17 protein-coding genes are annotated in these 18,591 nt (G+C 71.4%); 12 read left to right on the top strand and 5 right to left on the bottom strand.

Annotated elements, in window-relative coordinates; all coding sequences use genetic code 11:
• Positions 1 to 2: 2 nt before the first annotated feature.
• Positions 3 to 953, top strand: coding sequence for a carbohydrate ABC transporter permease (locus ABTW64_RS08645; protein ID WP_350621334.1), 951 nt, complete (start codon positions 3 to 5; stop codon positions 951 to 953).
• A gap of 9 nt (positions 954 to 962) precedes the next feature.
• Complete coding sequence (locus tag ABTW64_RS08640; protein ID WP_350621332.1) at positions 963 to 1,856, top strand: carbohydrate ABC transporter permease; 894 nt, start codon at positions 963 to 965, stop codon at positions 1,854 to 1,856.
• A gap of 79 nt (positions 1,857 to 1,935) precedes the next feature.
• Here ABTW64_RS08640 and ABTW64_RS08635 read toward each other — a convergent pair whose 3' ends face one another.
• Positions 1,936 to 2,124 carry a DUF3073 domain-containing protein gene (locus tag ABTW64_RS08635; RefSeq protein WP_350621330.1) on the bottom strand — a complete coding sequence of 63 codons (189 nt, stop codon included), beginning with the start codon at positions 2,122 to 2,124 and terminating at the stop codon, positions 1,936 to 1,938.
• A gap of 160 nt (positions 2,125 to 2,284) precedes the next feature.
• On the opposite strand from ABTW64_RS08635, the gene ABTW64_RS08630 reads away from it, so the two are divergent.
• Entirely contained in the window at positions 2,285 to 2,827 is a 543-nt protein-coding gene (locus ABTW64_RS08630) for a universal stress protein (RefSeq protein ID WP_350621695.1), read from the top strand.
• 221 nt (positions 2,828 to 3,048) lie between these two features.
• On the opposite strand, the gene ABTW64_RS08625 is transcribed toward ABTW64_RS08630, so the two are convergent.
• Together ABTW64_RS08625 and ABTW64_RS08620 are read right to left on the bottom strand one after the other, a co-directional pair.
• Positions 3,049 to 3,663 carry a PadR family transcriptional regulator gene (locus ABTW64_RS08625; protein ID WP_350621328.1) on the bottom strand — a complete coding sequence of 205 codons (615 nt, stop codon included), beginning with the start codon at positions 3,661 to 3,663 and terminating at the stop codon, positions 3,049 to 3,051.
• Positions 3,663 to 4,526: a DUF4097 family beta strand repeat-containing protein gene (locus ABTW64_RS08620; RefSeq protein WP_350621326.1), complete on the bottom strand. Its 864-nt coding sequence runs from the start codon at positions 4,524 to 4,526 to the stop codon at positions 3,663 to 3,665. The genes ABTW64_RS08625 and ABTW64_RS08620 overlap by 1 nt, the downstream gene beginning before the upstream one ends.
• Before the next feature lie 166 nt (positions 4,527 to 4,692).
• On the opposite strand from ABTW64_RS08620, the gene ABTW64_RS08615 reads away from it, so the two are divergent.
• The 7 genes from ABTW64_RS08615 (at position 4,693) to ABTW64_RS08585 (ending at position 14,098) form a co-directional block, all read left to right on the top strand.
• Positions 4,693 to 5,451, top strand: a complete 759-nt coding sequence (locus ABTW64_RS08615; RefSeq protein WP_350621324.1) for a MerR family transcriptional regulator — start codon at positions 4,693 to 4,695, stop codon at positions 5,449 to 5,451.
• Positions 5,452 to 5,669: 218 nt separating this feature from the next.
• Positions 5,670 to 6,569: a hypothetical protein gene (locus ABTW64_RS08610; RefSeq protein ID WP_350621322.1), complete on the top strand. Its 900-nt coding sequence runs from the start codon at positions 5,670 to 5,672 to the stop codon at positions 6,567 to 6,569.
• Positions 6,570 to 6,730: 161 nt separating this feature from the next.
• The gene (locus ABTW64_RS08605) at positions 6,731 to 7,147 is read left to right on the top strand and encodes a CrcB family protein (RefSeq protein WP_350621319.1); all 417 of its coding nucleotides are present in this window, start codon (positions 6,731 to 6,733) and stop codon (positions 7,145 to 7,147) included.
• A complete protein-coding gene (locus tag ABTW64_RS08600; RefSeq protein ID WP_350621317.1) occupies positions 7,144 to 7,515 on the top strand; it encodes a fluoride efflux transporter FluC in 372 nt (123 codons plus the stop codon). Before ABTW64_RS08605 ends, ABTW64_RS08600 begins: the two co-directional genes overlap by 4 nt.
• Before the next feature lie 140 nt (positions 7,516 to 7,655).
• Entirely contained in the window at positions 7,656 to 10,919 is a 3,264-nt protein-coding gene (locus ABTW64_RS08595) for an efflux RND transporter permease subunit (RefSeq protein ID WP_350621315.1), read from the top strand.
• A 244-nt stretch (positions 10,920 to 11,163) separates the two neighbouring features.
• Positions 11,164 to 12,003, top strand: coding sequence for a glycosyltransferase family 2 protein (locus ABTW64_RS08590; protein WP_350621313.1), 840 nt, complete (start codon positions 11,164 to 11,166; stop codon positions 12,001 to 12,003).
• 127 nt (positions 12,004 to 12,130) lie between these two features.
• The gene (locus ABTW64_RS08585) at positions 12,131 to 14,098 is read left to right on the top strand and encodes a DEAD/DEAH box helicase (protein ID WP_350621311.1); all 1,968 of its coding nucleotides are present in this window, start codon (positions 12,131 to 12,133) and stop codon (positions 14,096 to 14,098) included.
• A gap of 60 nt (positions 14,099 to 14,158) precedes the next feature.
• Here ABTW64_RS08585 and ABTW64_RS08580 read toward each other — a convergent pair whose 3' ends face one another.
• Entirely contained in the window at positions 14,159 to 15,406 is a 1,248-nt protein-coding gene (locus tag ABTW64_RS08580) for a cytochrome P450 (RefSeq protein ID WP_350621309.1), read from the bottom strand.
• An 86-nt stretch (positions 15,407 to 15,492) separates the two neighbouring features.
• Between ABTW64_RS08580 and ABTW64_RS08575 the strand changes: the two genes are divergently transcribed.
• Together ABTW64_RS08575 and ABTW64_RS08570 are read left to right on the top strand one after the other, a co-directional pair.
• Positions 15,493 to 16,419, top strand: coding sequence for an aldose 1-epimerase family protein (locus ABTW64_RS08575; RefSeq protein ID WP_350621307.1), 927 nt, complete (start codon positions 15,493 to 15,495; stop codon positions 16,417 to 16,419).
• Between the two features lie 168 nt (positions 16,420 to 16,587).
• A complete protein-coding gene (locus tag ABTW64_RS08570; protein WP_350621305.1) occupies positions 16,588 to 17,541 on the top strand; it encodes a M15 family metallopeptidase in 954 nt (317 codons plus the stop codon).
• Here the strand turns inward: ABTW64_RS08570 and ABTW64_RS08565 are convergent.
• Entirely contained in the window at positions 17,532 to 18,575 is a 1,044-nt protein-coding gene (locus tag ABTW64_RS08565; protein WP_350621303.1) for an EamA family transporter, read from the bottom strand. The two genes, ABTW64_RS08570 and ABTW64_RS08565, sit on opposite strands and share 10 nt — an antisense overlap.
• Positions 18,576 to 18,591 lie beyond the last annotated feature (16 nt).

Here is an 18,591-nt window from a genome sequence, read left to right as displayed (position 1 = left end):
CCGTGTTCGTCGCTGTGTCCGCCGTCACCCCACGTGAGGGGGTGGCGGCGGCGCCGGCGCCGCGCCGCCGGGGCCCGCGCTGGTCGTCGGTGGTGCCGTACCTGTACCTGTTGCCGGCGGTGCTGATGCTCGTCGTGTGGACGTACAAGCCGCTCGTCGAGACGTTCCAGCTGTCGTTCTTCGACTGGAACCTCATCCCGACCAGCCCGCGCACGTTCGTCGGCGTCGACAACTACGCCGAAGTCGTCGCGCTGCCCGAGCTGCACGTCGCCCTCGCGAACACCGTCGTCTACGTGGCCGCGTTCTTCGTCTTCTCGCTCGTGCTGCCCGTGCTCGTCGGGCTGCTCGCCGGACGCGTGTCGGGCCGCGCGAAGGCGATCTATCAGGGCCTCATCTTCGTGCCGTTCCTCGTGACGCCGGTCGCGACGGGCGCTGTCTGGCGTTGGCTGTTCGCCGAACAGGGCACGATCCCGGCGATCGCGCGCGCCCTCGGGTGGGAGCTCGGCAACGTCTTCCGCGACCCGTCGATGGCGATCTGGGGCGTGATCGTGATCGTGGGGTGGCAGATGCTCGGCTTCGGCGTGCTCGTCGTCGCCGCCGGCTTCGCCGGCATCAGCCCCGACTACGGTCATGCGGCCTCGCTCGACGGAGCCAGCGAGAGGCAGATCGTGCGCCGCATCACCCTTCCACTGCTCTCGCCGAGCCTGCTGTTCATCGCGCTGATGACCATCCTGCTGGCCGCGCAGTGGACGTACCCGATCATCGACCTGCTGACGCAGGGCGGTCCGACCGGCGCCACGACGAACATCTACTACCTGCTGTACCAGTTCGGCTTCCGCAACTTCGATGCGGGACTCTCGGCTGCCGCCGGTGTGATCTTCTTCGTGGCGTTCGGCCTCATCGCCCTGCTGTTCCTGCGGCTGCAGGACAGGCTCAGCTTCTACGACAACTGAGGAGTCGGCGTGTCCTTCGTCACCGTCCCCCTTCCTGCGCCCGCTGCGACGGCGGCGCGCTCTCGTGTCGCCGTCGCGGATGCACCCGTCGCCGCGCGGTCTCGTGTCGCCGTCGTCGCGGGGCACGTGGTGCTCGCCGCGCTCGCGCTGTTCAGCGTGTTCCCCGTCTACTGGATGATCGCGACGGCGCTGCGACGCCCCGAGGACGCGCTCAGCCAGAGTCCCGTGCCGTGGCCGGTCAGCCTCGAGAACGTCGCCTACGTCTGGCGGGCCATCCCGATCGACGCCATGCTCGTGAACACGTTCGGGATGGCGGCGGTGCTCGCCGGCGCCCAGCTGCTGATCGCGGTGCTCGCCGCCTACGCGTTCGCGATGTGGAGCTTTCCCGGCTCGGCGCTGCTGCAGTTCCTCTTCGTCGGGTCCTGGCTGGTTCCGTTTCAGGTGACGATGATCCCGAACTACCTGCTCGTCTCGCAGCTCGGGCTCCTGGGCACCGTCGGCGGCGTCGTCATCCCGCAGCTCTCGGGTGCATTCGCGGTGCTGCTGATGATGCAGCACATGCGCGCCTTCCCGCGTGAGCTGATCGACGCGGCGCACATGGACGGGCGCTCGAGCTGGGCCACGCTGTGGACCATCGTGATCCCCAACATGAAGCCGGCTCTCGCCGCGCTCGGCATCATGGGCTTCATCTCAGCCTGGAATGAGTACCTGTGGCCGTCTCTGGTGATGCGGCAGAGCGATGCGCTGATCCAGGTGGGCGTGCGCGCGTTCCTCGGCGCTGAGGGCAACAACTGGGGAGCCACCATGGCGGCTGCCGGCATGGCGACCGTCCCGGTGCTGCTCATCTACATCTTCCTGCAGCGGTACGTGGTCGACGCGTTCGTCCGGTCCGGGCTCAAGTAGGGGAATCGCCCCAGCGCACAGCGAAAGGCGGCACGGTCATCCGACCGGCCGCCTTTCGCTGTCGTCTGCGAGAGAGGACTCAGGCCTGCTGGGCCTGATACTCGTCCTCGTCTTCGTCGTTGTACATGTCTGCCCACTTGTCGACGTACTGGTCGTCGCTCGGGTGTCCGAGCTCACGCTCCAGCGCCGCATAGTCGACCGACGGGCTGAACGACTTCAGCTCGCGGGCGAGCTTGGTGTGCTTCGCCTTCTGACGGCCACGCCCCATGCGCGAGACCCCCTCACGTTTAGCTGCCGGGATCGCGGCCCGGCGCTTGTCTGAACCCGGCAGGGGAGCCGGTGAAGAGTAGGATTCAGAATAACACGCGGCCTCGGCGCCTCGGCCGGCCGCGCCACCGGGAAGGGGTCTGCCGATGACGGATCAGCCGATGGAGAGGGCAGAGGGCGAGCGCCGCGAGGCGCCCGTCGATGCCGGGATGCGCGGGGCGGTGATCGCGGGAGTGATCCCGGGGCAGTCGCCGCGCGTCATGAAGGAGGCCGCGCGATACGCCGCGCTGCTGGGCGCGCCGCTCGCGGTCGTTCACGTCGATGTCACCCGCTTCGTCACATACGAGGACCCTGACGGCTACGTTCATTCCGCGCCCGTCGACATCAATGTGCAGGCCGGCGAGGGTGAACTCGAGGCCGTGCGCGCCGAGGCGGAGACTCACCTGGCCAACAGCGGCGTCACCTGGGAGGTCCGCCAGCTCGTGGGCGACCCGGCGCTGGCGATCAAGCACCTCGCCGACCGCGTCGACGCCGCGCTGATCGTGGTGGGCACCCGCAAGCGGGGCTTCGGCGAGTCCATCCGCGAGTTCTTCACGGGCTCCGTCGCCGCACGTCTGTCGCACCGCCAGCACCGGCCCATCCTGGTCGTGCCGCAGGATGAGCCGCTCAAGGACGAGGACTCGTTCCCCGAGGTCGAGGGCTGATCCTCCACAGCCCTGGGTGCGCGCCCGACGACTCCACCTCGCGGGAGTTCGCCCGGAGCGGGCGAGCGCCGGCGTAGCGTCCCGGATCGACCGTGTGGAGCGTGATCTCGGCCTGCGGATCGACACGGTGGAGAAACGACACGGTGGAGAAGAGCTGACAGAAGTGAGGATCGCGGTCGCTCGGATCGAGTGGCCGCGATCCTCACTTGGTCACGCGGTGATCAGCGGCGCAGCGCCTCGGTGAGAGACGACGCGGCCGCGTCGAGCGCCGACTGCAGCGCATCGACGGTGGACGCGGGCAGCGCTCCGCCCCGAGCGACGTGCGTTCGCAGCTCGGACCGCACACGCCCGCGGAAGTCCGCGACGGCCGCCTCTGCCCGCTGCAGCTGTTCGCGTGCGGCTACCTTCGCATCGCTCGCCGCTCCCGATGCGGGGCCGGGCTGCGGGCGGGGCGCCTCGGTCGCGGCCGCCGCGAGGTCGGCGCGCAGGCTGCGCATGGCCTCGCGCACGTTGGCGCGGACCTCATCGGCGATCAGCCGCACGGTGTCGGCCAGGCCGGCCTCGATGCCGTCGAGGTCGTCGGCGCGGGCGGCGAGCTCGGCGCGTCCGGCCTCCGTGATCTCGTAGACGGTCTTGCGGCCGTCCGTCGTCTTGGTCACGAGCCCTTCCTCCTCGAGCTTGGCGAGGCGGGGGTAGATCGTGCCGGCGCTGGGCGTGTAGGTGCCGCCCGTGCGCTCGGCGACTGCCTGCATGATGTCGTACCCGTGGCGAGGCGTCTCGGCCAGCAGATTCAGCAGGTAGAGGCGCAGGTCGCCATGGGAGAAGACCGGAGGCATCAGCGAGCCCCCTCCGGGGAGGTCGGCTCGTCCGCAGGAGCGGAAGAGGCCGGCGCGGCCACGCGGCGCAACACGGTGATGTCACCCGAGACCGTGTTGACGCGCACGTCGACGAACGACCCGGCGAGCTCGCCGGTCGATCCCGCGAAGTTGCTGGGCCCGCTGGAAGAGCGCACGGCGCCGTCGATCACGATGCGCCCGCTCGCGCTGCGCACGACGTAGTCAGCGGGGTGCCCCTCGTCGAGGCGCAGGGTCGCGGCCCCCGAGACGGAGTTGATGGCGACCTGGCCGATGGGGCCATCCGCGTCGATCATCGTCGATCCGGACACCGAGTCGACCGTCGCGCGGCGGATCGCGCCTGCGGCGGTCACGTCGCCCGAGACCGTGTTGGCCGAGAAGGCGCCCGCGAGCCCGCGCGCCTGCACGTCGCCCGAGACGGCGTTGGCCGAGAGGTCGCCCGTGAGTCCGTCGACCAGGACGTCGCCCGAGACGGTGTTGACGCGCGCATCCGTCTCCAGCCCCGCGACGAGCGCGCTCGCGCTCACGACGCCGAGGGTGAGCGCCACCTTGCGCGGCACCGCGACGCTGATCTCGGCGCGCGGGCCGCCCGAGCCGAAGTTGCGGAACACCTCGAGGAAGTTGTCCCAGCGCAGCTGCGGATGGTCGATCTCGAGCTCGTCGCCCGAGGCCTCGATGCGCAGGTCCTTCACCGTGACACCGTGCACCTCGACGCGGACGCCGGGCTCGTCGTGTCCGATGATGTCGATCTGCCCGCCGACGAGGCCGACCTTGAGCCGGCGGATGCCCTCGACGTCGATCACCCGGTGCTCTCCCGGGTGGACGACCCACTTCTCCAGAGTCATGGCTCTGCTTCCCTTCACGATGGAGTCGAGATATATCTCGATACGACGATTAGACACGATATATCTCGACTTGTCGAGAGGGAGCGGCGGCGGGCTGACGAAGATCGCTTGACCTTGACGTGACGTCAACCTCTACCGTCATGAGCGTCACGGAAGGAGACAGCCGATGGAGTGGTCGATCCAGCAGGTCGCCCGGCTCGCCGGAACGACGAGCCGCGCGCTGCGGCACTACGGCGACCTCGGACTGCTGCCGCCGTCGCGCGTAGGGCCGAACGGCTACCGCTACTACGACGAGCGTGCGCTGGTGCGCCTGCAGCGCATCCTGCTGCTGCGGGATCTCGGTCTGGGGCTGGCCCAGATCGGGGACATCCTGGATCGCGAGACCGACGAGCGCGACGCACTCGAGCGCCATCTCGAGTGGCTGCGCAGCGAGCGAGACCGCGTCGCCCGGCAGATCGACGCCGTCGCGGGCACCATCCGCGGTCTGACAGGAGAGGAGGGCCTGATGCCCGAGAAGATGTTCGACGGCTTCGACCACACGCAGCACCGCGAGGAGGTCGAAGAGCGGTGGGGACGCGAAGCCTACGCGCGCAGCGACGCATGGTGGCGCGGCATGAGCGACACCGAGCGCGCGGCATGGAAGCAGCGGGCCGAGCGCCTGGGGAGCGATTGGATCGCCGCGGCTACGGCAGGCGTCGACCCGGCCTCGGAGCGGGCGCAGGATCTGGCCCGTCGCCACGTCGAGTGGCTGGCGGGCATCCCCGGCACGCCCGCCGCGGCCTCGGGAGGCGACGTGGGGGGCTACGTGCGCGGTCTGGGCGAGATGTACGTCGCCGATGAGCGGTTCGCCCGCAACTACGGCGGCCCCGACGGTGCGGCGTTCGTACGGGACGCCCTCGCCATCTACGCCGAAGCCCACCTGTAGGCCTGTGATTGCCCCGAGATGTCGTCAAGAAGCGACATCGCGGGGCAAGGCGTCGAGCCGTTGCCTGCCGATGTCGCCAAGTGAGAACAACTCGGGGCAGCGGAGGGGCGGAGGCGAAGAGGCGCGCTGGCTCGTCCACCCCTGCGCGAAGCTCTTTGGTGTCCACAGTCGAGCCACGCCGGGGACCCGGACGGAGCCGTGGAGGGCATGCTCTCGGCATGCCCAGAGCAGCCACCCCGCTCCCGGAGAGCCTGCGCGACCGCGCGTTCCGTCGCGATGAGGCGCGGGAGGTGTCGACGGGGCGCCTGCGGGGCGCGGATCTGTGGGCCCCGGCCCGAGGGCTGCGACTGCCGGCGGGGCGCACTCGGCCCGAGGACATCCTGGGCGCGCGAGCGCTCCTGCTTCCGGACGGGGCCGCATACAGCCACACGACGGCCGCTCACCTGCTCGGAGTGCCGATGCCGTATACGGATGACGGCGTCGGCACGATCCACATCACGACGCCTCGGGGCACGCGCGCGCGACGGGGCAAGGGCGTCGTCGGCCATCAGCGCGTGCTGGAGCCGCACGACATCGCGATCGTGCGCGGCGTTCCCTGCACCCGGCTCTTCCGCACGTTCTGCGACCTCGCCGACGTGCTCACCACGGCCCAGCTCGTGGCCGCGGGAGATTGGATCATCGGGCGTGGCGGGACGGGAGTCACGAGTCGGCGGCTCGTCGACGCCCTCGACGCGGCATCGATGCCGCCCGCGCGCCGGATGCGGCTCCGGCGCGCGATCGAGCTGCTCGACAGCGCGGCCGAGTCGCCGAAGGAGTCGGAGCTGCGGGTCATCCTGAGGGAAGCGGGGTTCGGGCCGTTCCGCAGCCAGCTGGTCGTCTTCGACGAGCAGGGAAGGTTCGTAGCGCGCAGCGACCTGGGTCTGCCGGAGGTCAAGGTCGTGATCGAATACGAGGGCGACCACCACCGCGACAGGAGGCAGTGGCGCCAGGATCTGCAGCGTCGCCGACGCCTCGAGGCGCTTGGCTGGGCCTACATTCCGGTGACCCAGGAGGACCTCGACCATCCCGCGCGCCTCTTCGATGACCTGCGCGCGGCGATCCGCCGCATCGGCAGATGAGCCTCCGTCCTGCGCGGCGACGGATTGCCCGTTGGTGTCGTCAAGAAGCGGCAGGAAGGGGCAAGGCGCCGACGGATTGCCCGTTGGTGTCGTCAAGAAGCGACAGGAAGGGGCAACCCGGCCGCGGTGGAGGAGCGGCGGCCCCGGCGTAGGGTGGCCGAGTGGGACTCGCGCCGATCCGCTGGGGGCTGCTGCCGCTCGTCGTGGCGGGCGGCGTCGTCGGGGTGGCATTGCGGCAGGCGCTGCTGCTGCCCTTCGCGGGCGGGTTCTCGTTCGGGGCGCTGGCCGCGACGGCGGCGGTCAATGCGGCCGGCTCGGGCCTGCTCGGCTTCGTGGTGGGGCGCGTGGCCGACCGCAGCCCGCGTCGCCGCGCGTTCCTGGGGGCAGGCGTGCTGGGCGGCTTCACGACCTACAGCGGGTTCGCGGTGATGCTCGCGCAGCTCACCGGCGCCGGGCTGGTGGTGCACGCGGTTCTCGCCGCGGGCGTCGGCCTGCTCGCCGCGAGCGTCGCCGCGATCGCGGGGCTGCGGGCCGGAGGGGCCGCGGCCCGGCGTGCGCGGGACGGGGCGCCGCGATGACCCCGCTCCTCTTCGCCGCGGTCGCGCTCGCCGGGGGCGCGGGCGCGGGGCTGCGCTGGCTCGCCGATGTGCTGCTGTCTCGTGTGCTGCCGCGGGGGTTCCCCTGGGCCATCCTGATCGTGAACGCGACCGGTTCGCTCGCGCTGGGCATCGTCACCGGGATGTCGCTCGACGAACCGCTGGCGGCGGTCATCGGCACGGGGCTGCTGGGCGGGTACACGACCTTCAGCACAGTGGCCGTCGACACCCAGCTGCTCGCCCGGGAGCAACGGACCGAGGCGGCGTGGGGCAACGTGCTGGGGACGCTCGTACTGACCGTCGCGATGGCGTTCGCCGGTATCCAGGCCGGTGCGGCCCTCGCGGGCTGATCTGCGGCCCGCGCGCTCCACAGCCGTCCGGGCCGTACCCTCCCGCGTGACAGAATGATGCGCGGGGGATACACGACCGTATCGGGCCTCCGGTGCCGACGGCGATCCCGCTTCCCGCAGCTGCGAACCGAGAGAGCGCCGTGTCGAGACTTGCCGAACTGAGCCTGAAGAACCGCGCCCTCATCGCGCTCGTGACGATCTGCGCGGCTATCTTCGGCGGGCTCTCGCTCACCACGCTGAAGCAGGAGCTCATCCCGACCATCGAGCTGCCCCAGCTGATGGTGATGACCACGTACCCCGGCGCCTCGCCCGAGGTCGTCGAGAACGATGTGTCGACGCCGATCGAGAACGCCATCCAGGGCGTGGCCGGGCTCGAGTCGACGAGCGCGACGAGCACCACCAACTCGTCGCTCGTGCAGGCCGCCTTCGCCTACGGCACCGACCTCGCCACGGCCGAGCAGAAGATGCAGCAGGCGATCAACCGCATCTCGAGCCAGCTGCCCGAGGACGTCGAGCCGCAGGTGCTCTCGATCAGCCTCGACGACCTTCCCGTGATCCAGATCGCCATCAGCGGCTTCGGCGACGCCGAGTCGGCGCAGGCCGACCTGGAGGCCGTGGCCATCCCGGATCTGGAGGACGTCGACGGCGTGGGCTCCGCCGCCATCATCGGCGGCATCGGCCAGCGCATCGCCATCACCCCGGATCAGGCCGCCCTGGCCTCGCGCGGCCTCTCGCAGCAGGCGATCCGCGACGCGCTCGACCAGAACGGCGTGCTGTTCCCCGGTGGCGAGATCACGGAGGACGGCGACACCTACACGGTGCAGACGGGCGTGAAGTTGACCTCCGCCGAGGACCTCGCGGCGCTGCCGCTGATCGGCGCGCAGCCCCTCCCGGGGCAGGGCGTGCCGACGATCGGCGACGTCGCCGAGGTTCAGCAGACCACCGACCCCGTCACGTCGATGTCCCGCGTGAACGGCGATGACGCGATCTCGATCTCGATCACCAAGCTGCCCGCCGCGAACACCGTCGAGGTGTCGGAGGGCGTGCAGGATGTCATCCCGCAGCTGCAGGAGGCGTTCCCCGACGCGGAGTTCTCGATCGTGTTCGATCAGGCGCCGTTCATCGTGCAGTCGATCGAGACGCTCGCGACGGAGGGCATGCTCGGCCTCGTGTTCGCGGTGATCGTGATCCTGGTCTTCCTCGTCTCGCTCCGCTCGACGATCGTGACGGCGATCTCGATCCCGACCAGCGTGCTGATCACGTTCGTCGGGCTGCAGGCGTTCGGCTACTCGCTCAACATGCTCACGCTCGGGGCGCTGACGATCGCGATCGGCCGCGTGGTCGACGACTCGATCGTGGTGATCGAGAACATCAAGCGCCACTACGTGGAGGGCGCCGAGAAGGGCGCTGCGATCCGCCTCGCGGTGCGCGAGGTGGCCATGGCGATCACGGCGTCGACCCTGACGACCGTGGCCGTGTTCCTGCCCATCGTCTTCGTGGGCGACATGGTGGGCGAGCTGTTCCGCCCGTTCGCCATGACGGTGACGATCGCGATGGCCGCGTCGCTGCTCGTCGCGCTGACGATCGTGCCGGTGCTGGCGTACTGGTTCCTGCGCCCGGGCAAGCCGCTGCTCGACGCGCGGGGCGACCGGATCGATCCCGAGGCGCCCGACGCGCCGCCCACACGGCTGCAGCGCGCGTACCTGCCGATCCTGGGCTGGACGCTGCGCCACTCGTGGGTCACGCTGCTGATCGCGGTGCTCGTGCTCGGCGGCACGCTCGCGGCGGCGCCGTTCATGAAGGTCAACTTCCTCGGCGACTCCGGCCAGAACACCCTCACGATCTCGCAGGAGCTCGAGCCGACCGCGAGCCTCGAGACGGCCGATCAGGCCGCTGCCCGGGTGGAGGAGGCACTGGCCGGCGTCGAGGGCATCGAGACGATGCAGGTGTCGATCGGCTCGACCGGATCGGCCCTGCAGGATGCCTTCTCCGGAGGCGGCAGTGTGACGTACTCGATCGTGACCGACGAGGACGCCGATCAGGAGGCCCTGCGGGCCGACGTGGAGGACGCGCTCGCGGGCGTCGAGGACGCCGGAGAGATCACGGTGCAGTCGGCCAGCGGATTCGGCTCGTCCGACATCGCGATCACCGTGACCGCGCTGAACCCGCAGGATCTGCAGCAGGCCACGGACGACCTGGTCGCGGCGCTCGACGGGCGCCCGGGCATCGGGCAGGTCACCGACGATCTCGCGGCCTCGCTGCCGTACGTCGCGGTGCAGGTCGATCGGGTGGCGGCTGCGGAGCGGGGGCTCTCGGAGGCGGCCGTCGGCGGGATCGTCTCGGCGGCCATGCGCCCGCAGCAGGTGGGATCGGTGGAGATCGACGGCACGGCGCTCACTGTTTACCTCCAGTCGGATGAGCCGCCCGCGACGATCGACGAACTGCGCGACCTGACGATCCCGACGGCGGTCGGCCCGGTGGCCCTCACCGACGTGGCATCCGTCGAGATGGCCGACAGCCCGACCTCGATCACGACCCAGCAGGGGCGCCGCACCGCGACCATCACCGTGCCGCCCGCGGGCGACAACCTCGCAGAGGCGACGGCCTCGGTGGATGACGCGCTCGCCGACGTCGATCTGCCCGACGGCGCCGACGCCGAGGTCGGCGGCGTCGCCGAGGACCAGGCCGAGTCGTTCTCGCAGTTGGGGCTCGCAATGCTCGCGGCCATCCTGATCGTGTACGTGATCATGGTGGCGACGTTCAAGTCGCTGCGGCAGCCGATCCTTCTGCTCGTGTCGGTGCCGTTCGCGGCGACGGGCGCCATCCTGCTGCAGATCGCGACCGGCGTGCCGCTGGGCGTCGCGTCGCTCATCGGCGTGCTGATGCTGATCGGCATCGTGGTGACCAACGCGATCGTGCTCGTGGACCTCGTGAACCAGTACCGCGAGAAGGGTCTGAACACGCACGATGCGACCGTCGCGGGTGCGTCGAACCGTCTTCGGCCGATCCTGATGACCGCGCTGGCGACCATCTTCGCGCTCACGCCGATGGCGCTGGGCATCACGGGCCACAGCGGCTTCATCTCCCAGCCGCTGGCGATCGTGGTGATCGGCGGCCTGCTGTCGTCGACCGTGCTGACGCTGATCGTACTGCCCACGCTGTACAACCTCGTCGAGGGGGCGCGCGAGCGGCGGCACGGGCGCGGGGCAGCCTCCGAGTCGACGCCGGCACCGACGACGACGCCGACGGCGGAGCCCGCCGCCGAGGCCGTCGTCGCGCCGTCCACGAGCCGGCTGACGGACGACCGGCCCGCCGGCGCCGTCACGACCGATCGGCTGCCGTCGGCGTCGAGCGTGCAGGCGCCCCCGAGCCGTCGCGACGCGCGCCGCCGCGACATGCGCTGATTCCGAGGGCGGGCCGGGCATCCGTCCCGCCCTCGACGCCGATGGGGAGAAGTGCCCCGGAGTGACCGGAATATCACCGTGTGTGTGGAAGGGTGTCGCGACTTTCCGAGCTGAGCCTGCGCAAGACCCATCTCACGCGCCGGGGCCACGCAGACCGCCCGTGCCTCGGAGGATCGCGCGGCGGACGCGCGGCCCGATCGAGATGAGCCCGCGAGTCATGACGACTTGGCCTAATCTCGGGGGCATGAGCGCCGGCAGCTCGCCCCTCGACGGTCCCACGGTGTCGATCGTGATCCCGGCGTTCAACGAGCAGAGCACCATCCGCGCCTGCGTGCTCGCCGCGATCGAGCAGACCGAGCCGGCCCACGAGATCATCGTGGTCGACAACCGCTCGACCGACGCGACGCGCGAGATCGTGCGCTCGCTGCAGCGCGAGCATCCGGATGCGCCGCTCATCCTGCTCAGTCAGGACGACGAGCAGGGGCTGATCCCGACGCGCAACCTCGGGCTCGACGCGGCGTCGGGCGACGTGCTCGGTCGGATCGACGCCGACACGGTGCTCGAGCCCGACTGGGTGCAGCAGGTGCGGCGCATCTTCCGCGACGAGACGGTCGACGCCGCGACCGGCCCGATGATCTACTACGACATGCCGCTGCGGCGGTGGGGTCACCGGGCGGACGATGCGCTGCGCCGCGCGATGCATCGGCTCGCGCGCGACTTCCACTACATCTTCGGCAGCAACATGGCCCTGCGCGCCAGCGCGTGGCGAGACATCCGGCCCCATGTGTGCCGCGATGCGGCCGACGCCATGCACGAGGACATCGACATCTCGATCCACCTGCACGAGCGAGGGCATCGGGCCGTGTATCGCTCGACCATGGTGGCGGGGATGTCGGCCCGCCGCCTCGACGACAACCCGCGCGACTATTACAGCTACGTGATGCGGTGGGAGCGCACGTACGAGGCCCATGGTGTCGTCGACGCGCGGCTGCGGGGGCCGATGTGGGTGTTCTCGGCGATCTACCCGCTGCTCAAGGGCGTGCGCTGGTCGATGCACCGCTCGGGGCGTGTGCTCGCTCGCTGAGCGGGCAGGCGTTCTCTCAGCCGGCCCCGGTACGCTGAAGGGTCGGCTTGGGATGCCGCGTCGTATGCGCGGGTGTGTGTGGTCCTGACAGGCCGCATGACACCTATGGAAGGTGCGTTAGTTTCGCATGCCCAAGAACAAGAAGCCCGCAGGCGGTCGTCCCGCCCAGAACTTCGACCCTCGCTACGCCAAGAAGAAGACCGGCGGTCCCTTCCGCGGCAACGACGGAGCGCGCGACGCGCGTCCGGCTCGTGATGGCGAGCGTCGTTCGTTCGACCGCCCGGCCCGCGACGGTGAGCGTCCGCGTCACGCGCGTGATGGCGAGCGTCGTTCGTTCGACCGTGCCCGCACAGATCGCCCCTCGCGCACCTGGGAGGCCCGCGACGGGGAGCGTCGTTCGTTCGACCGTCCCGCCCGCGACGGGGAGCGTCGTTCGATCGACCGCGCCGACCGTCCCCGTTACGCCCGCGATGACCGTCCCGCCCGCGACGGGGAGCGTCGCTCGTTCGACCGCGCCGACCGCGCCGATCGTGCCGAGCGCCCTCGCTTCGAGCGTCCGGCGCGCGACGGGGAGCGTCGTTCGTTCGACCGTCCCGATCGTGACGGGGAGCGTCGTTCGTTCGACCGCGGCGATCGTGCCGAGCGCCCTCGCTTCGAGCGTCCGGCGCGTGACGGCGAGCGTCGTTCCTTCGACCGCACCGATCGTCCCCGTTACGCCCGAGATGACCGTCCCGCCCGTGACGGCGAGCGTCGTTCGTTCGACCGCCCCGCCCGAGACGGCGAGAAGGCGTGGCAGCAGCGGCGCGACGAGCAGCAGCGCCCCGCGCGCACCCAGGCGCAGGAGGACCGCATCGACGTCGTGCACGAGCGCCTCGAGGCGCAGGCCGTGCAGGCGGACGCGGTCGCCGAGATGACGTTCGGCGACCTCGGCCTGGGCGACAACATCGTGCGCGCGCTCGCCGAGCTCGGCGCCGAGACGCCGTTCCCGATCCAGGCGTCGACCGCCCCCGCGATCATCGAGGGACGCGACGTGCTGGCCCGGGGCCGCACGGGTTCGGGCAAGACCATCGCGTTCGGCGCGCCGCTCGTCGAGAAGGTGCTGCGCTCGAAGGCCGGCGTCAAGCGCGAGTTCGGCCGCGCGCCGGTCGCGCTGATCATGGCGCCGACGCGCGAGCTCGCGCTGCAGATCGACCGCACCATTCAGCCCATCGCGCGCAGCGTGGGCCTCTTCACCACGCAGATCTACGGCGGCGTGCCCCAGGCCCGCCAGGTGGGTGCGCTGAAGAAGGGCGTCGACATCGTGATCGGCACCCCCGGCCGCATCGGCGACCTGCACCGCCAGGGCAAGCTCGACCTGTCGCAGATCGCCATCTCGGTGCTCGACGAGGCCGACCACATGTGCGAGCTCGGCTTCCTCGAGCCCGTCCAGGAGATCCTGCGTCAGACGAGCGAGGGCGGCCAGAAGCTGCTGTTCTCGGCCACGCTCGACCGCGAGGTCGCCGCGCTGGTCGACGAGTTCCTCGTGAACCCCGAGGTCTACGAGGTCGCCGGCGAGACGCAGGAGACGGGCACGATCGATCACCGCGTGCTCGTGGTGGAGCACCGCTCGAAGCCCGAGATCCTCGAGCAGCTCGTGGCGCGCGAGGGCAAGACGCTGGTCTTCACCCGCACGCGTGCGTACGCAGAGATGCTTGCCGAGCAGTTCGACGACGCGGGGGTCGACGCCATCTCGCTGCACGGCGACCTGAACCAGGCTAAGCGCACGCGCAACATCGAGCGCTTCTCCAAGGGCCGTGCCCGCGTGCTCGTGGCGACCGACGTCGCCGCGCGCGGCATCCACGTCGACGACGTCGACCTGGTGATCCAGGCCGACGCGCCGGACGAGTACAAGACGTACCTGCACCGCGCCGGCCGCACGGGCCGTGCGGGCCGCGAGGGTCGCGTCGTGACGCTCATCCCGCGCCAGCGCCGCCGCCGCATGACCGAGATGCTGGAGCGCGCCGAGATCGAGGCGCCGTTCGACGAGGTGCGTCCCGGCGACGACCTCCTCGACGAACTGGCCGGTGGCCCCACGGTCGCAGAGCTGACCGCCTGATCCGCGTCGGATCCGCACGACCGGATGCCGCTCTCCCTCGGGAGGGCGGCATCCGTCGTCTCAGCGGAAGATCACCCTCATCCCGCCCTGCGGCTCGGCCGGGATGCGCCGCAGGCTGATGCGCAGATCCTGCGGCGGCACCGTGAGGCCCGGCCCCTGCGCGAGCAGCTCGAGCGTGGCGACCAGCAGATCGGTCGTCGCGAGCTCGCCCGGGCAGCGATGCGCGGCGAGGCGGTCGCCGACGCCCTGCGCCACGACCGCCGTGGGCGACGCGCTCGCAAAGCGCGCCGGGTCGAATGCGTCGGGACGCTCCCAGAGCGCGGGGGAGTGATCGGTGCCGTACAGGTCGAGCATCAGCCACTGGCCCTGCTGCAGCTGCTCGCCACCCAGCTCGAACGGCGCGGTGGCGATGCCGCCCACCATCGGGAAGAAGGGATAGAAGCGCCGCACCTCGTCGGCGGTCCACCGCGCCGCGCTGCGCTCGGCCCGGCGGATGCGCTCCGCCCATTCCGGATGCCGGTGCAGCGCGTGCAGCGCGAAGGTCACGAACCGGGCGACGGCCACCGTCGGCCGGAGCAGGTTGAGCAGTTCGACCGCGGCCGTGCGCTCGTCGAGCAGGCGGCCTTCCTCGCCATGGTGCGCAAGGCGCCCGGAGACCGTGCCGCGGTCGCCCTGCTCGCGGCGGGTGCGCACGACGTCGCGCGCCCACGCCTCGGTGCGGCGGCGCCGCAGGCGCGCCTGCCAGTTGAGCGGCCCCACAGCCGCGGCTCGCGAAACCATGGCGTCGAACTCGCCGCACAGCTGTCGCTCACGGTCGCCGTCCACGGCGATGCCCGCCCAGACCAGCGCCGCTCGCGTGAGCGCGAGAGAGGCGACCGTGCGTGCCGGCACCTCACGGCCGACGTGCTCCGCCACCGTCCGGGGCCATGCCTCTTGGAGGGCGGCGACGAGCGCTGCGCGGTCGTCCTGCGCGAGCTCGAGCATGAGCTGCTTGCGCGCGCGGTGCGCGGGCCCTTCGAGCTGCTGCACGCTGCCTGCGTCCTGCAGCAGATGCAGCACCGACCGCGGGATCGCGCCGCGCCGCGCGAACGCATCCGGCGCGCTGAACACGTGGGCGGCCTCGGCCCCACGCGCGACGATGACGTCACGGGCGAGCAGGCGCGTGCGAAACGCGTCACTGCCGACCTCGCGGAATCCGCGCTGTCCGAACGCGTAGCCGTCGCGCGCCAGGCGCCAGGTCGCGTCGAGCCCCGGAAGGACGGGGATACCGGACGAGCCGGTCGTCGCCGAAGCCATGACGTGCGTCATGAACACACGCCATCATGCGCACGCGCGCCTGGCCAGGCTCTTGACAAGCCTCCCGCGCGGGGCGGCGGCCGAAGTAGGCTCGAGGGGTGAACGCAGCGACGCGCATCGATCCCACGGGCACCCAGATCCGCCTCCGCCGCGACGGCGCGAACGGCGAGGTCACGGCTCATATCGCGCAGGTCGGCGCCGGCCTGCGCGGGCTGAGCGTGGGCGGTGTCGACATCGTGACGCGCTATCCCGAGGCGGCGCCCACCCCGTTCGGCAGCGGCATCGTGCTGGCGCCGTGGCCCAACCGCATCCGCGACGGCCGCTGGACCGACGGCGACACGGTCCGCCAGCTCGACATCACCGAACCGGATCGGCACAACGCCATCCATGGGCTGCTGCGCTACGCGCCGTACGAGATCGATGCGAGCGAGGGGATCGTCACGCTGGCGGCGACCGTGTTCCCGCAGCACGGGTACCCCTACACGCTGCGCACGAGCGTGACGTACACACTCACCGACGACGGGGTCGAGGTGACGCACGAGGTCGCGAACGCGGGTGACGGGGACGCCCCCGTGGCGCTGGGCACCCATCCGTTCTTCTGCATCGACGGCGTGCCGACCGAGGATCTCATGCTCACCCTGCCGGCGGACACGCTCTTCGAGGTCGATGACCGGCTGCTGCCCACCGCCGAGGTGGCCGTCTCGGGCGCGTTCGACCTGCGCGAGGGAGCGCGCGTCGGCGACCTCGAACTCGATACGGGCTTCGGCTCGCTCGCGCGCGACGCCGACGGGCTGGCGCGCACCACGCTGACGGCACCCGACGGCCGTGCCGTGACGATGTGGCAGGACGAGAACTGGACCTGCATCCAGGCGTTCATCACGGACGCCTACCCCGGGCACCCCACGGCCATCGCGATCGAGCCCATGACGGCCCCGGCCGACGCGTTCAACTCCGGGCAGGATGTGCGCCGCCTGGCCCCGGGCGAGACGTGGAGCGCCCGCTGGGGTGTGAGCTACTCGGCCTGACGGGCCCCCGAGAACGGGCTCTTCTGCCGCGCGCGCGTGCCGGAGGCGCGTCACTACACTGGCCCCGCACCGGGGCCCGAGCCCGGCGCGGGGGGAGCCATGTCCGGAGCATCGACGCGCCTGGCACGCCGGGGCCTGCGGCCCGCGCAGGTGGGTCAGACTGAGGACATGAGCCTCGCGCAGCGCGTCGCCGTGCGACGCCGGGCGGTGCGCCTGCGGCGCACGCGCCGGGTCGCGCTGATCGCGCTGGCCGCAGGCGCGGTGCTCACGGCGGAGATCTCGCTCATCAGCCAGCTCGTCTCGCGCGGTGAGGCGGCCGCCGTGGTGCGCGAAGCGGCTCCGCAGTCCGCAGCGACGCCCGAGCCGATCATCCCGGTTCCGAAGATCGTGCAGGTCCCCGCGGCCGATCCGACGTGCGAGTCGACCGAGACGGGGGCGGCCCTGACCGCCAAGGATCCCGCGGCCGTCTTCGAGGCTTTCGGCGGTGCCGCGGCGCTGCGCGAGGCGATCCTGGCGGGCGCCGCGCCGTGCGTTCCGCTCGACGACCCGGCGCTGCCGTGGGTGGTCGTCAACAAGAAGCGCCCGCTGGAGCCCATCGACTTCAGGCCCGCCGAGATCCGGGTGCCGCCGTCGAGCATCGTGCAGGGCGGGCTGCGTGCCGAAGTCGTCGACTCGTTCGAGCGGCTCGCCGCCGCCGTGGCGGAGGAGGCGGGGCGGATCGCCCTGTTCAGCGGGTTCCGCTCCCACGGGACGCAGGTGTCGACCTACAACGCACAGGTGGGCGCGCGCGGCCGGCAGGGCGCCGACGCGCTGTCGGCCCGGCCGGGATTCAGCGAGCACCAGCTGGGGCTGGCCGCGGATGTCGTGGCCTGCGGCCCGGCCGGCTGCGGCACGATCTACCAGCTGGGCGACACCGCGCAGGGCCGGTGGCTGGCCGACAACGCCTGGCGGTTCGGATGGATCGTCCGCTACGAGCACGGCCACACCGAGACGACGGGCTACGACCCCGAGCCGTGGCACCTGCGCTACATCGGGCCCGAACTCGCTGAGGTCTACCACAAGGGCGGCCACCACACACTCGAGGACTTCTTCGGTCTCCCGCCCGCGCCCGACTACGACTGATCTGACAGGGACTGATCCGACAGGGACTGATCCGACAGGGACTGATCCGACAGGGGCTGATCCGGTGCGCGGCCGGCATCCGTCACCGGCAGCTCGGGAACCGTCAGCGGCGGCTCGTCCGGCGTCGGTCCGCGGTGGGCGGCACGCACCTCGCCGACCTTCACGAGCACCACGCCCGCGATGATCGCGGTCGCACCGAGCCATTGCGATCCGGTCGGCAGAATGCCCAGCAGCAGCGCCATCCAGGCGATCGCGAACAGCGTCTCGGTGTAGCCCGCGAAGCTCGCGACCGTGGCGCCGAGCCGGCGTACCCCCGCGATGCCCAGCACATAGGCGGCGACCGTGGCGATGAGGACGACCCCCGCGACGACGAGCCATGCCGGCACGTCGACGCCCGCGAGCGTGGCGGCGTCGCCGCCGATCGCGAAGGGCACAAGCCCGCTGGCCGCGACGACCGTGAGGATGAGGGCACCCACGCCGAGCCCGAGGCCGGCGAGCGTCACGGGTGGCAGGCCGTGCGTGCCGCTCGCCGCGGACGCCCAGTACACGGCGTTGCCGACGGCGCCGACGAGGCCGAACAGGATGCCCAGCGGGTGCAGCGCTGCGCCTCCGACGCCTGACACGAGCGCCAGGCCCAGCACGGCCACGGCGACGCCGACCAGCGTCAGCGCCGCAGGCGCGATCCGGCTGCGCGCCCAGGTCCACAGCACCAGCAGCACGGGGCCCAGGTACTCGATCAGCAGTGCCAGGGCGGGCGGGATGAACTGGGCCGCCATGAAGTAGCCCAGCTGTGCCAGCACGACCGCGAACACCCCGAACGAGAGCAGCTGCCAGCGCGCCGCTCGCAGGATGTGCCATCGGCCGCGCAGCGCCACGAGCGCCGGTACGAGCAGCACCGCGGCGGCCAGGCTGACGCGCAGGGTGGTGACGGCCCCCGCCGACCAGCCCGCCTCGAACAACGACGCGGCGAACATGCCCGACAGGGCGAACGTTCCCGAGCTGGCCAAGGCCAGGACCAGCCCCGCGCTCGACATCCCGCGGCTCTCGGCG

Origin of the sequence: Microbacterium sp. NPDC096154, from assembly GCF_040302945.1 — a bacterium.
Lineage (GTDB): Bacteria > Actinomycetota > Actinomycetes > Actinomycetales > Microbacteriaceae > Microbacterium.
This window is presented reverse-complemented; position numbering and strand designations above follow the sequence as displayed.

Excerpts from the sequence above, each read along its gene's own strand:
- ABTW64_RS08635 (WP_350621330.1), bottom strand. The coding sequence starts at position 2,124 with ATGGGGCGTGGCCGTCAGAAGGCGAAGCACACCAAGCTCGCCCGCGAG.
- ABTW64_RS08630 (WP_350621695.1), top strand. The coding sequence starts at position 2,285 with ATGGAGAGGGCAGAGGGCGAGCGCCGCGAGGCGCCCGTCGATGCCGGG.
- ABTW64_RS08625 (WP_350621328.1), bottom strand. The coding sequence starts at position 3,663 with ATGCCTCCGGTCTTCTCCCATGGCGACCTGCGCCTCTACCTGCTGAAT.
- ABTW64_RS08620 (WP_350621326.1), bottom strand. The coding sequence starts at position 4,526 with ATGACTCTGGAGAAGTGGGTCGTCCACCCGGGAGAGCACCGGGTGATC.
- ABTW64_RS08615 (WP_350621324.1), top strand. The coding sequence starts at position 4,693 with ATGGAGTGGTCGATCCAGCAGGTCGCCCGGCTCGCCGGAACGACGAGC.
- ABTW64_RS08610 (WP_350621322.1), top strand. The coding sequence starts at position 5,670 with ATGCCCAGAGCAGCCACCCCGCTCCCGGAGAGCCTGCGCGACCGCGCG.
- ABTW64_RS08600 (WP_350621317.1), top strand. The coding sequence starts at position 7,144 with ATGACCCCGCTCCTCTTCGCCGCGGTCGCGCTCGCCGGGGGCGCGGGC.
- ABTW64_RS08590 (WP_350621313.1), top strand. The coding sequence starts at position 11,164 with ATGAGCGCCGGCAGCTCGCCCCTCGACGGTCCCACGGTGTCGATCGTG.
- ABTW64_RS08585 (WP_350621311.1), top strand. The coding sequence starts at position 12,131 with ATGCCCAAGAACAAGAAGCCCGCAGGCGGTCGTCCCGCCCAGAACTTC.
- ABTW64_RS08580 (WP_350621309.1), bottom strand. The coding sequence starts at position 15,406 with ATGACGCACGTCATGGCTTCGGCGACGACCGGCTCGTCCGGTATCCCC.
- ABTW64_RS08570 (WP_350621305.1), top strand. The coding sequence starts at position 16,588 with ATGAGCCTCGCGCAGCGCGTCGCCGTGCGACGCCGGGCGGTGCGCCTG.
- ABTW64_RS08565 (WP_350621303.1), bottom strand. The coding sequence starts at position 18,575 with ATGTCGAGCGCGGGGCTGGTCCTGGCCTTGGCCAGCTCGGGAACGTTC.